The 13626-nt window shown below is 44.1% G+C and carries 12 protein-coding genes; 3 read left to right on the top strand and 9 right to left on the bottom strand.

The features are described from left to right. The first annotated feature begins 53 nt into the window (after nucleotides 1–53). A complete protein-coding gene (locus tag HMPREF1532_RS13165; RefSeq protein WP_224206275.1) occupies nucleotides 54–908 on the top strand; it encodes a hypothetical protein in 855 nt (284 codons plus the stop codon). Next, nucleotides 905–1687, top strand: a complete 783-nt coding sequence (nudC, locus tag HMPREF1532_RS13160; protein ID WP_005930335.1) for an NAD(+) diphosphatase — start codon at nucleotides 905–907, stop codon at nucleotides 1685–1687. The genes HMPREF1532_RS13165 and nudC overlap by 4 nt, the downstream gene beginning before the upstream one ends. 136 nt (nucleotides 1688–1823) lie before the next feature. On the opposite strand, the gene HMPREF1532_RS13155 is transcribed toward nudC, so the two are convergent. The 4 genes from HMPREF1532_RS13155 to HMPREF1532_RS13140 all read right to left on the bottom strand — a co-directional run bounded on the left by HMPREF1532_RS13155 (nucleotide 1824) and on the right by HMPREF1532_RS13140 (nucleotide 8147). Beyond that, nucleotides 1824–2723: a histidine decarboxylase, pyruvoyl type gene (locus tag HMPREF1532_RS13155; RefSeq protein WP_005930334.1), complete on the bottom strand. Its 900-nt coding sequence runs from the start codon at nucleotides 2721–2723 to the stop codon at nucleotides 1824–1826. A 179-nt stretch (nucleotides 2724–2902) separates the two neighbouring features. Next, entirely contained in the window at nucleotides 2903–4654 is a 1752-nt protein-coding gene (locus HMPREF1532_RS13150) for a phospho-sugar mutase (RefSeq protein ID WP_005930333.1), read from the bottom strand. Between the two features lie 168 nt (nucleotides 4655–4822). Then, nucleotides 4823–6460 carry a C69 family dipeptidase gene (locus HMPREF1532_RS13145; RefSeq protein ID WP_005930332.1) on the bottom strand — a complete coding sequence of 546 codons (1638 nt, stop codon included), beginning with the start codon at nucleotides 6458–6460 and terminating at the stop codon, nucleotides 4823–4825. Between the two features lie 31 nt (nucleotides 6461–6491). Continuing rightward, a complete protein-coding gene (locus HMPREF1532_RS13140; RefSeq protein ID WP_044097536.1) occupies nucleotides 6492–8147 on the bottom strand; it encodes a M23 family metallopeptidase in 1656 nt (551 codons plus the stop codon). A 225-nt stretch (nucleotides 8148–8372) separates the two neighbouring features. On the opposite strand from HMPREF1532_RS13140, the gene ald reads away from it, so the two are divergent. Continuing rightward, complete coding sequence (ald, locus tag HMPREF1532_RS13135; RefSeq protein ID WP_005930329.1) at nucleotides 8373–9467, top strand: alanine dehydrogenase; 1095 nt, start codon at nucleotides 8373–8375, stop codon at nucleotides 9465–9467. 127 nt (nucleotides 9468–9594) lie between these two features. Here ald and HMPREF1532_RS13130 read toward each other — a convergent pair whose 3' ends face one another. The 5 genes from HMPREF1532_RS13130 to HMPREF1532_RS13110 form a co-directional block, all read right to left on the bottom strand. Next, on the bottom strand, nucleotides 9595–10539 hold the full coding sequence (locus HMPREF1532_RS13130) for an NAD(P)H-dependent flavin oxidoreductase (protein ID WP_005930327.1): 945 nt from the start codon (nucleotides 10537–10539) through the stop codon (nucleotides 9595–9597). A 94-nt stretch (nucleotides 10540–10633) separates the two neighbouring features. After that, nucleotides 10634–11320 carry a DUF4858 domain-containing protein gene (locus tag HMPREF1532_RS13125; protein WP_005930325.1) on the bottom strand — a complete coding sequence of 229 codons (687 nt, stop codon included), beginning with the start codon at nucleotides 11318–11320 and terminating at the stop codon, nucleotides 10634–10636. Nucleotides 11321–11465: 145 nt separating this feature from the next. After that, on the bottom strand, nucleotides 11466–11987 hold the full coding sequence (locus HMPREF1532_RS13120; RefSeq protein WP_005930323.1) for a DUF4943 family protein: 522 nt from the start codon (nucleotides 11985–11987) through the stop codon (nucleotides 11466–11468). Between the two features lie 19 nt (nucleotides 11988–12006). Continuing rightward, on the bottom strand, nucleotides 12007–13059 hold the full coding sequence (locus HMPREF1532_RS13115) for a porin family protein (RefSeq protein ID WP_005930321.1): 1053 nt from the start codon (nucleotides 13057–13059) through the stop codon (nucleotides 12007–12009). Next, nucleotides 13043–13588 carry an RNA polymerase sigma factor gene (locus tag HMPREF1532_RS13110; protein WP_005930319.1) on the bottom strand — a complete coding sequence of 182 codons (546 nt, stop codon included), beginning with the start codon at nucleotides 13586–13588 and terminating at the stop codon, nucleotides 13043–13045. The genes HMPREF1532_RS13115 and HMPREF1532_RS13110 overlap by 17 nt, the downstream gene beginning before the upstream one ends. Between the last annotated feature and the right edge of the window lie 38 nt (nucleotides 13589–13626).

Genomic DNA, 13626 nt, shown 5'->3' with positions numbered 1-13626 from the left:
TTTATCATCCTCTTCTAAGAGATAACGCCGCAAGCGAACATAATGATTTTTTCATGAAAGAATACAGCAACAACCTCCTACCTATACAGATAGAAGCAGAACTAAGTAAAGAATGGACTTTCTTGTCCGAAGAATACCGGGAATTAATGGCGAGAAGCGGTACCCGATTGAGATGTTCACTGACGTTTCCGGTGGAGAGTCACGTACGTGTCACCTCTCCGCATACCGGAATCGAATGGAACATTATGCTCGTCGTTTTAAACAATAAAATGTTTATCGAAGCTTTCTATACCTTCTATACCAACGAATATGGTGAAAAAGGTATCTATCTCATCGACCGTTTCAGATGCAGCCGGGTGACACCGCATTACATGAAACGTATCAAAAGCCGGTATATGACTCCCAAAGGCATTCCTTTCAAGGACGAACACGATTTTATACTTTTCTTTTATTCCAAACTGATACACGACACGGCAATGTGTACGCACAGGCATACAAAATATCTGGCACACAACCAAGGGCTGAGTATCATAGAATACGCAGGAAACGGTACGGTCACTTACATTACTTTCGTCAACCGGGAAATGCTGCGGGAATACCAGGAGCCGTTTGACCAACATCGCAAGCTGATGTATCAAATGAAAGATAACCCGAAAGCGAAAGGACCGCGCCGTCAACTAAAAGTTTTATTGGATGAATTAGGCGTTGAATTTCCAAAAGAATATTCAAGTTTCAAACCTCGCAGGAGAGATCCGTTGGACACGATGGATATCTCCTGCCAAATTGTACATACCCGTCAAGTGGGAATCCCTGCAACACAAGAGACTTCTGCCGTCCGAGGTACGGGACGTCCGTCACAACAACAATGGTTCAATGAAGAAGAATTAAAAAAGTTATTAAAAAGATGAGTAAACTAACAACTACCTGGTGGATCATTTTCTATAAAGACCAGTTATTACTTAAAAAAACAGATAACGGATTTTCAATCCCCTGTGCCGGGCAACCTCCGATCCATATCTCTCCGGAGACCAACATACATGAAATATGTATGTTGGATGGGCATCCCTGTAAAGCGATTGCCATTGATTATCCGGTAGAAGAATCGGATAAGTATATGATGACCGGACTACGTGCATCTTACGATTTCATTCCACTGAAGCAATATCAGACTGCCGGAAAAGCAGCCGAAATACTACACTGGGATCGCAATAGTCGTTTCTGCCCCGCATGCGGCACAGCAATGGAGCAAAAAGCACCTATCATGAAAAAATGCCCCAAATGCGGAAACGAGATGTATCCCTCTATTTCTACGGCAATATTAGTTCTGATCCGTAAAGAAGATAAATTATTGCTGGTACATGCACGCAATTTCAAAGGTACATTCAACAGCCTTGTGGCCGGTTTTCTGGAAACCGGAGAAACTTTGGAAGAATGCGTTGCGCGCGAGGTGAAAGAAGAAACCGGACTGGACGTAAAGAATATCACTTATTTTGCCAATCAGCCTTGGCCATATCCCAGTGGACTGATGGTAGGATTTATCGCTGACTATGCAGGTGGAGAACTCACGTTGCAGGATGAGGAGCTGAGTTCCGGAGCCTTTTATACCCGGGACAACTTACCCGAATTGCCAAGAAAACTAAGTCTGGCAAGAAAAATGATAGACTGGTGGATAGAAAACGGAAAATGACAAAAACACAGGCCACGAAGTACATATAAACTACAAACGAACAACTTATGAATGGAATGAAAACAGCATTCATCCTCCAAAAGTATCAATAAACCCATGTATCTTCGTGACCTGCTTTTTAAACAAACCCCGTGAGCTATTCCATGAAAGTGAGTTCTTTCAAATCCAATTTCTTCTCCCATTCAACAAGCGGCAGTCCGTGCAAGGAAAACGCATCCATACCCTCGGGCAAAACATTCTGCGCCAAATAAACGGCAGGAACAGTCACCAATGCACAACCAACCTGATCGGACTCAACAAATACATATTTATATCCGGCATAAATACATTCGTATTCCACTTCCTGATCTTTCCCGTAAAGCGCAATGCTATTGGTCACTTTACGGAGCGTGCCCTCAAGATAACCGATCATTTCACTCTCTGTGGTAGAATCATTGCCATAAGTATCGGCATCTTCTACAAACAAGCAGGCAGCCACATCCCTGTTCTTAGGAACAGCCACTCCGATACAGGCCCACACCCACAATGGTCCGCGCGCACTGACATCCTGTCCGGCACAAACAATATGTGCTCCCGGCATAGGTGGAAAACGCTGTTGTTTCTCCTTTCCAAAAAGACGTTCGGTAGCATCCAGCAGAGGACGAACATTATACACGGGGATCTCTTTTCCGGAAACTTGCGGTTGCATGTACATAGGAACTGCCTTTCCAGAAACAATATCTTCGTGTACGGCAAGATCCAATCCCCATATCGCCCCATTCAGTCCGCAAAATGCAGAAGAGGTATTCAGCATATTAACCTGTCCGAAATAAGCATCGCTCCTTCCGCAACGGTCATAGGCAAGAATACTTTCGGTCACGACATCAAGTCCTTTGATATCGACCGTTCCAACGGAAAGTTTCATAGTCGATATATACCCTCCGCCATCCGGCATACCCGGATTCATATATCCCATGCAAAATTCTTTACTCGGCCCAATGGCCCGACTAATCACTTTCGAGGCATCGTATTTGATGCCGGCTATCAGATCTTTCATATATTAATTGGTTTAGATGTTGCACATAGAACAACGTTTAACACAGAATGATTAAGCCCGATAGACTAAAGAAACAAAAAGAATACAAAAAAGAGAGGCTATCACCGCATAATCCGGTAATAGCCCCTTTTTATCTATCATTTTCCATTATCTGGAGTATCTGCCCGCAAGGGAAGTACTCAGATACCGAGTGATTTCATCACAGCCTTGATCTTTTCATCGGCACTTGCATCAGCACCGGCAAAACAATTACGACAGCCCATCTCTCCTTTCACTTCGATATAGAACTTAATCTTAGGCTCTGTTCCCGAAGGACGGATAGAAACCTTGCCGCCATCCTGAGTGAAATATTGAAGTACGTTCGACTTATCCGGCATATCGATTTTGGTTACACGACCGTCTTCGTCAATCTGTTTCAAAGTCTGGAAGTCTTTCCAAAGGATTACTTTAGAACCTGCCAGTTCGCGCGGAGGATTATTACGGAAATCAACCATCATCTGCTTGATTTCTTCCGCACCGCTCTTACCGGGTTTTACTACGCTAATACCTTTTTCTTTAGAGAAACCATATTCCACATAGATATCCAGCAGCAATTGATACAATGTTTTGCCATTGTCTTTCGCCCATGCAGCAATTTCGGAAATCAAGCAACAAGCAGATACGGCATCTTTATCACGTACAAAATCTTCGGCAAGGAAACCATAGCTTTCTTCACCACCGCCGATGTAAACCTGCTTACCTTCACGCAAACGAATCTCGCGTGCAATCCATTTAAAACCGGTATAGCAATCGAGCATTTCAATGCCGTTCTTCTCAGCTATTTTCTTGATAAGTTCGGTAGTAACAATTGTTTTCACTACAAATTCCTTCCCTGTCATCTTGCCCAATTTCTTATACTGGGTAATGATATAATAAAGATACATCAAGCAAGTCTGGTTACCATTGATAAGTACCCATTCGCCCTTATCATCCTTACAGGCAATACCCACACGGTCGGCATCAGGATCACTCGCCATTACCAGGTCGGCATCGATTTCCTTAGCCAGATTGACAGCCATAGTCAATGCCTCGGCATTTTCGGGATTCGGAGAAACAACTGTCGGGAAGTTACCATCCTTAATCATCTGTTCGGGAACCGTATGGACATTCTCAAAACCCCACATCTTCAATGCACGCGGAATAAGCATCATACCCGTACCGTGAATCGGAGTATAAACAATCTTCATATCTTTCTGGTGAGCGATAGCTTCCGGATCGATAGAAATGGTTTTAACCTTTTCCAGATAAGGTTTATCAATGTCTTCGCCGACAATCTGAATCAAACCGGCATCAGAATTACCCCGGAATTTAATGTCGGCAGCAGAAGTTATCTTATTCACTTCATCGATAATTCCTTTATCATGCGGTGCCAATACCTGTGCACCATCATCCCAATAAGCCTTGTAACCGTTATATTCTTTCGGATTATGAGAAGCTGTCAGAATAATACCGCTTTGGCAACCGAGGTGACGGATAGCAAATGACATTTCAGGAGTCGGGCGCATATCTTCGAACAGATATACTTTGATACCGTTAGCAGCAAAAATATCTGCGGAAATTTTTGCAAAAAGATCACTGTTGTTGCGGCAGTCGTATCCTACCACTACGGAAATCTGCGGAATATCTTTAAAATTAGCATTCAAATAGTTGGAAAGCCCTTGAGTGGCAGCCCCTACCGTATAGATATTCATGCGATTGGTACCTACACCCATGATACCGCGCAGACCGCCTGTACCGAATTCCAAATCTTTATAGAAAGCTTCTATCAACTCGGTTTTATCTTCATTTGCCAACATACGTTTCACTTCAGCCTGAGTTTCGGCATCATATGCCGGGGTAAGCCATTTTTCAGCTTTCTCAGTCACCTGCTTGATGAGTTCCTGATTTTCCATTTAGATTGTTATTTATTGGTTAATGATTCATTAATCTCTATAAGTCACAAATGTAAAAGAATTAAATAAGAATTCCTAATAAATAAATGAATATTGTGTTAATGTGATAATGGCCGATACATCAATCGACATGCGGTTTTCAGCACAGAATATCCATATATTAAATAATTATTTCACTTTGTAACGTTCGCCTGTTTGTTTTACATATTCTTCAAGAAATTCTTTCGGATAACCCGGACGAACCACACCGGCAGGCTGACCGATAGAGTTACGTTCGAACTTACCATCTTTCATCTTGCGAATCACACCGTCAGCGTATTTCACTATGATAAACTCTCCCAACCGCTTCCAAGTATCGAAAGTACTTTGAGCAGTCATATTAGTATAATTGGTGAGAAAAGCCTTGGCTCCGGCCGGATCCTTTTGATAAATGCGCGTAGCCATATTTTCAATACCGGCCTGTGCCTCGTGGAAAGTACTTTCAAGTTCCTGCTGTGCAGCACGGATATCACCGATCATCAAATCGTAACGCGGATATACCATATTGGATACCCAATTGAAAATCCAGAAAGAAGAATCCCAAGAGAAAGTGATATAATCGGCTCCACCTACACGGGAATAGCATACAGGCACTTTATCCGTACAGCAGTATACCGGGGTGAATACCGTCATATTGGCATCGTCCGTACCAAACCAAAGTACACCACCCACCGGATCGGGCATACTGGCACGCATTTGCGCAACAAAAACAAAACCGGTTTGCTGAGTGGAAATAGGGCGCTCATTGAAATATTCCTGATCACCCACTTTAAAAGAAAGCGGCGAAAGACGATATGGGATCTTATAAGGGCCGGCACCAAAATCATTGCTGATATCGAGGGGAGTCCCTTCATAGTGATCACGCATGGCATTCTGTACATCCTGTACGGAAATCTTACGGTTAGGCTTCACGAACAACGGCATCGGTTCGTCTGTTTCTCCCTGTATATAAGGAAGGTATGCCTCTCCCTGATCGGTAAACATATTGAAATAACTCCAGACACGGGCTTCACAATAACGGCGGGCACCGAAATCAAGTGGAGCATATGCTTGGGCAAAGCTGAAGTCCTTATTCACCCCATTAAAATATCCCTTTTCGCGGGCAAAAGAAATCACGTCCGGAGAATAAAGACAATTCTCCTTATCGTTCATATCAAACTGCTGGATACGCGCCTGGTTGGCATGAGCAGAGATACAATCATCGGGCACGCGTACAGCCACCCATACGGCACCACGTATACCGGGACCTTTACCGATCATCTCCATAATCCATATTTCATTGGGATCGGCAATGGTAAAAGACTCTCCTTCGCTATAATAGCCATATTCCTGTACAAGGTCAGTCATAATCCGAATGGCCTCACGAGCTGTACGCGAACGTTGCAAACCGATATATATAAGGCTGCCATAATCGATAATCCCGGTAGAATCTGCTAATTCCGGACGCCCCCCAAAAGTAGTTTCCCCAATGGTTACCTGATACTCGTTCATATTACCTATGACGTTGTAAGTCTGGCGAGCCTGTTCTATTTTTCCAAGATATTTTCCGGTATCCCACTCATATACATCCAGCATGGTTCCTTTCTTATAAGTAGCGGCCGGATAATGATATAACTCTCCAAACAGCCCATATGAATCGGCAGAATAGGAAACGATGGTCGAACCGTCGGCAGAAGCATTCTTTCCGACAATGAGATTGGTACAGGCGAAAGTATCCGCCACTGCCGCCACAAGAAAGGCAGCACAAAGAATCAGTTTCTTGTTCATTGTTCTATATACTTAAATATGATTGTATTCCTTACCACACGAAGGTGTCACGTACTACGGTTTCATTGCCACAACCATCTACTGCAACCATTTCCACTACATGCTTCCCTCCTTTTTCCACGCGTTTCGGATCAAGTTCACATATATACTGGGAACGGGTTAAATTAGGTCTTCCAAATAACGCATATTTCCCATCAATAGTTCCACGATAAGAACGGATACCGGTTGCTTTATCCTTAATGGTATAGACTATCTTCCCTGTACGCCCCCAATTCTTCGGGTTGACCGGAGTGATCACAGGAGGAACCGTATCAATGGCTACCGTATAAGTAGCCAACTCACGAACAGTCGTTTTCATGAATCCGTCTTCGTAAGTACCGCCGGCTCCGTAAAGTCCTTTGGGAGTGACACGCGCCACATAATATTTTGTTGTATCCGCCAACGGCATACGACGCAGCCCGATACGTAACTCGCAACTGCCATGCAACGGAACAGATTCATCACTCAACTGATATGTAAAAGCCACAGCGCCGCTATCCGCTTTCATCTGATAATTCAAGGCCACATCATCATAAAGCATTCCTTTAGGCACAATCAGAGTCAGACCCGGTTCCTGCAAAAAGTTAGTACAATTCCAAGCAAAGAAATACTTTTCACGATGTTGTAAACGTTCAATCGGCTGCTTCTTTCCACGCACAGTGAAACGAGTATGGGAGGTATTGCCAAACGCATCTGTCAACGTGTAGAGAAACCGGTAATCTCTTTCCTCATCGATAGTAACCAATCCCCGGTTATCATTGGCAGCCTCCAACATACGAAGAGTATTCCCCGGATCAATAAAAGACTTCATATATTGCCCGCAAGTCCAGGAATTTATCATCCGGTTCTCTTCCTGCGAAAAGCGATCTACCGTGCTACGGAATACCTCCTGCCCATCTACGGTCAAGACTACCGTATGCACACCATAACGGTTGTGTACACCGTCCATATAATCATACGCTTTGATACCGGCTCCGATTACGCCCCATGCTTCGATAGGGCGGCCATTATTATTCAGAGGAAAAGTTTGGTTCTTCTGTATTCCTTCCACTACTCCCCTACCCGGTTGGGGAAACAGCATTATACCTTCTGCCTTAGGCGCAGTAGTATCCTTGATATGCTTCAAAAAAAACGGCATCGGATCAATATAATCACCAGAAGAGGGCTCAAATACATCCAAATGTAAATGCGGACCAAAAGAATAACCGGTATTCCCACTCCGGGCAATCTGCTGACCGGCTTTTACCGGATACTCACCCGGTTCGGGAATTATTTCCACTTCATAATTTTCCTTTTCGTACTGAAGATCTTCCACCCGCTTTGCAATCGCCCCTACAAACCCGCTGAGATGCCGGTTGATTGTAGAATATCCATTGTTGTAAACCACATCGAGTACATAGCCCGAACCGTGTGTGACGCGAATACGAGAAATATACCCGTCGGCCAATGCGCGAACCGGCTTTCCGATAACACCACCGGTCTTAAAATCAAGTCCACCATGAAAATGATTGGCCCGTATCTCTCCAAAATTTCCACTCAATGTCAGAGGAAAATCGAATGGAGGGACAAAAGATGCCTGTCGCTGCTTCTCCTGCGAAAAAGACGGCATGCAATAAATGAACAATAAGATTGTGATATATAGTTTCATGCGGTACATTATTTCTTTAAGAGGACAAATGTACGTCATTCCGGATAAATATTAAAATAAAGGAGTAACAAATCATCCCTCAGTGAAAGGGATAATTTTACCTTTCCATCCAACTAATGCGGATACTATTTCTGACAATATGCTGTTAAACATCTCCTATTATGCATTGGTACACAAGCATTTTTCGTACATTCGTACATGTTTAACCCTTAATACAGTAACGTTATGATTATCGGAGTACCAAAGGAAATCAAAAACAACGAAAACCGTGTGGGTATGACTCCATCCGGAGTTGCCGAAATTGTAAAACGCGGGCATACTGTTTACATACAGCATACCGCAGGCATCAACAGTGGTTTTCCCGATGCAGCCTATACAGCCGTGGGAGCGCAGATTCTACCTACCATGGAAGAAGTATATGCCATTGCCGAAATGATTGTAAAAGTGAAAGAGCCGATAGCCCCGGAGTACAAGCTTATCCGAAAAGGACAATTATTATTCACCTATTTTCATTTTGCTTCCGATAAAGAACTGACACTGGCAATGATCGAAAACGGATCGGTCTGCCTGGCATACGAAACTGTAGAAAAAGCCGACCATTCATTACCTTTGTTAATACCGATGAGTGAAGTCGCCGGTAGAATGGCTACCCAAGAAGGGGCTCGTTTTTTGGAACGCCCGCAAGGCGGGAAGGGGATATTATTAGGAGGCGTACCGGGAGTAAAACCGGCAAAAGTGCTGATATTGGGCGGTGGCATTGTGGGAAGTAATGCTGCACAAATGGCTGCCGGCATGGGAGCGGACGTAACTATCGCCGACATAAATTTGGCACGATTGCGTTATTTAAGCGAAACTCTGCCTCCCAATGTAAAGACTCTCTACGCTTCGGAATTACGCCTGAAAATGGAATTGCCGACCGTAGACTTGGTGATAGGATCTGTCCTTATACCGGGAGATAAAGCGCCTCACCTGATCACCCGTGATATGCTGAAACTGATGCAGCCGGGCACTGTATTGGTAGATGTAGCCATCGACCAGGGAGGTTGCTTCGAAACATCGCACCCGACTACCCATAGTGATCCTACTTATATTGTAGACGGAATCGTACACTATGCTGTCGCCAACATCCCGGGAGCAGTACCTTACACATCGACTCTCGCTCTGACTAACGCTACTTTACCTTATGTGACAGCTCTTGCCGATAAAGGTTGGCAAAAAGCCTGCGAAGACGATCCGGCACTTGCAAAAGGGCTGAATATAGTAGAAGGAAAAGTGGTATACAAAGCTGTAGCCGACGTATTTGGGATTAGTAAAAAATAAGAAAGACAAGAAGCCTCTCCCCAGCCCTCTCCGCGGGAGAGGGGGTACAGATACCCTTGTCTATTAATTAGTTGCAAAACTAACTTAGCCCCCTCTCCCACGGAGAGGGCTGGGGAGAGGCTTCTGTCTAAAACAAATTGGTAGTCAGCGTTTGTTTTCTCCTCTCATACTCTTCAAGCAATTCTTTCATGACCTCCGCCACAGACTGCTGCTGCCGAAATAAAGAAGCTACTTGTCCTATTTCCAATTCTCCTTCTTCAAGATCACCCTCAAAAATTCCTTTTTTGGCTCGTCCTCTTCCCAAAAGCTCCCGCAACTCTTCGGCAGACGCCCCACGATCTTCTGCTGCTTCTACCGCATCCCGAAAACTATTGGTCACTAAACGGGTAGGAGCCAATTTTTTCAATAATAATTTAGTGTCACCTTCATTCAGCCGTAAGCAATATTCTTTGAATACATCACTGGCTGAACTCTCATAGGTAAGCGCAAAGCGAGTCCCGATCTGTACACCTTCCGCTCCCAATACCATGGCTGCCAGAATTCCTTCACCGGTTGCAATACCACCGGCAGCTATCAAGGGCAGAGTAGTAGCCCGGCGAACAGCCGGAACAAGACAGAACGTAGTGGTTTCTTCACGTCCGTTGTGCCCTCCGGCTTCGAATCCTTCAGCCACAATCGCATCCACACCGGCCTCTTCGCTCTTCACTGCAAATTTAGAAGAAGAGACAACATGCACCACCGTAATTCCACGTTCTTTCAACCATCCGGTCCATGTCTTCGGATTACCGGCAGAAGTAAAGACGATTTTCACTCCTTCTTCGACCACGATATTCATCACTTCTTCTATCTGCGGATACATCAATGGAATATTCACTCCGAAAGGCAAATCGGTAGCAGCCCGACATTTTCGAATGTGTTGACGCAGAACTTCGGGATGCATAGACCCGGCACCAATAAGTCCCAACCCTCCGGAATTACTTACTGCCGACGCCAGACGCCAACCACTACACCATACCATACCTCCTTGAATAATAGGATAACGAATACCCAAAAGAGTAGAAATTCTATTCATAAATCGAATCTATTTAAATTTATTTTCCTCTCCCCATCTTTGTATGGAGAAGCCTTCCATTTTACTAATTTAACAAATTCACCTTTTAGATAGTTCAATGGGTAATGAATTGTAATACAGGCTTCGGAACAAGGACGGTAGTCGAATCACCGTAGGTTTTCAACACTTCTAAGGTGCGGGCACGGCGTTCACGTCCCTTTTTATCCCAAAAATCCTTTGTAAAAACATACATGAAATTAAAACCGCCGATAGCCACACCTGCCATCGAGCCATTCGACTGTCCGAATAACGGCTTATACTGCAACTTTATAGCTTCAATCTCGGTCAGGGAAGGCTGCGTTATCACCATAACCCTCAACGGCGCCTTCGATGTATTGGTATACCCTCTGAATGTCTTGATCCGATAAAAAGGGTCTCCTCTCCAAGTATCCTTACCTACTTGTATCTTTTTCTGATAAACCGGATCCCAGTCGTAAGGAGTATTCGCCTTATAGGGATGCAGAGAAAGCATCTGTCTTTTTTCCAACGGTAAGGTATTGGGTAAGGCAGAAGGAAGAGATTCGTCCGGCAGCATCCAGTTCTTCTCCGTCGACATCAACGGAGTTCCCATTATATCCGAACCGAAATCAATCTGTTTCACAGCCTCCGGATTTAGTTTTATCTCGCCCTCCTCTTTTAATACACGACTGAGATTTAACGAATCCTTCTTCGTCCATTCCTGAGAATAAACCACAGGAACAGACAAACAGATCAATAAAAACAATATAAAGCACTTCGTCATTCTCAAATTTCATTTATCATTTATAGGATCAAAGCATCATTAATGTATGTTCCGTCATCCTTGTCCATTAAGTATACAACTCCCCGGCCACTGACAAAATCAGCAGCAATATAATAAAACGTTTAGCCATGTTCAGTTGTTTAGACTACCACCAGCGATAACCACTTCCGCAAAGCGGTTCATCATAACAGGGATCAATCGTCCAAGCCGTCCGGGGATACTTTCTGGTTTCCCACCAACGACGATAACGGGCAGCCGCATCCAGAATTTCTTCATCGGACAAGAAGTAAATAGCTTCATAGTTCTCAGCATTCACTTCGACCATATGACATCCCATAGAAGCCGGAATTCCAAGACGAATACTTTCTACAGTCCACAAAATACACTCGCCCAAACGTATCTTGCCACTGTTACTATTGTACACGGAAGGAAATGCAGGTATCACACTCAAATCCTCCGCATAAGCAAGTAATTCGGGAATATCCTCTTCCGTAAAATGAGGAACTTCAACAATTCCTTTTTCATTTTTAGTATTGTAAGTTCCGGATTTCAGTTGTTTCACAAAAAGGTCGACATCCGGATTATTATAGTCCAAGGTCTCTTTACCACATCCCGTAAGCATAAGCGCCATCAAAACAGCAAACAGCATCATCCATGTTTTTTTCATAACACACATTATTATATGGTTAATAAGTCATGCGAAGTCCGCATAAAAGGTTAAAATTAGTGGGGCGTTTGGTACGTATCGTTTCAATTCTCGAATCCGTATCAAAATGATGTGATACTCCCGGCTCTGCAAAAAGCGCAATCCGGTCATTTACTTTATAACTTACTCCCACTCCGGCCGTCACAGCCAATTGTACCGGTTCGTTTTTGAAATTATTACTGGGTGCACCGGCTATACACTTATCAGCAACCGCCCCTATAGAAGCGTATAAATCAAATTTCTTCAGATCGGCCAAATACACATTCATTTTAACCGGAATACCCAGATAGTGAAGCCCCTGACCATTGGCACGGAGATTTGAATACGCCAATCCGGTCTCTATGCCCAAATATTCACCCAATCTTTTTTCGATTGTTACTCCTGCCATAACAGGCATCTTATATTTCCGTTTTTCTGCCGGAAGCGCCGTACCGACAGTGGTTTTTACAGCCCAAGTACGTTTCTTTTCCACTTTAGATACAACAGAAGCCATATCCGGTTCTTTTTCTACCGCAACCGGAGCTATATCATCGTTTCCCGAACTTGTCTTCCAGATATTATCCCCCGCATTTCTATCTCTTACATAGCCGTTATTGGTAGCCGTAGCCGAAAAACTGAATGACACGGATAATGTCACAGATACCGAATCGTCATCCTCTTCATCAGCATGGGACAATACAGCCATTTTACCCGGTGTGGGTTTGTGTAATACAGGTTCGGTCCGGGAGGGTGAAAATGATTGATTCGCCCTATCGCCATCCAACGTTCCCACTCCCGACACAGCAAGCTGTGTAAATGCTTCCTCCATCTCCTCTTTGGGTGAGAAAAACCAAAAAGCCGCTGATGATGCTGCCAATACGAGCAATACGGAAGCGGCGGCAACCACCCGGAAGAACAATACCCGGCGCCGTTGCTGGCAGCAAGCAGCCACATCCTCGTTCAGTTCTTCCCAGAAGCCCTCCCTCACCGTCATTTCAGCATGACCGAGACGAGAACGGAACAAGTCGGTTATTTCATCATTTTCTCTCTTCATGGTTTCTATATTCTTTAATTCTTTTTGCTAACAAATATTTGGCTCTGTGAAGTTGTGAAGTAGACGAATGTTCTTTGATATGAAGAATTTCGGCTATTTCCTTATGCGACTTCTCTTCAAACACATAAAGGTTGAATACGGTTCGACAACCATCTGGCAAATCAGCAACGAAAGCCATCAGTTGTTCTTCAGATATATCGCTCCCATTTTCTGTTATATCCGGTATATCCGGAATCTGTTCCTCATGCACTATCACTTGAGTGATACGCTTTTGCCGTCGGAGATAGTCAAGTGCCTGAGTCACCATCACCCTTGTTATCCATGTGCCTAACGACGACTCTCCACGAAACGAAAAATGAGTAAAAATTTTAATAAAACCATCATGCAATACATCATAAGCCGCATCCACATCGCCTGTATAGCGATAACAAACCGCCAGCATCTTGTTGGAATAGAGGGTATAAAGTTCCTTTCGGGCGGAATCCTTTCCTGCCCGGCAGCCCTTTATCAGTTCTATCTCGTTTTCCAATGTCAGTGCTTTTTTACAGACGCCTCTCTGCGTCGTTT

The organism is Bacteroides salyersiae WAL 10018 = DSM 18765 = JCM 12988 (genome assembly GCF_000381365.1).
GTDB classification, from domain to species: domain Bacteria; phylum Bacteroidota; class Bacteroidia; order Bacteroidales; family Bacteroidaceae; genus Bacteroides; species Bacteroides salyersiae.
This window is presented reverse-complemented; position numbering and strand designations above follow the sequence as displayed.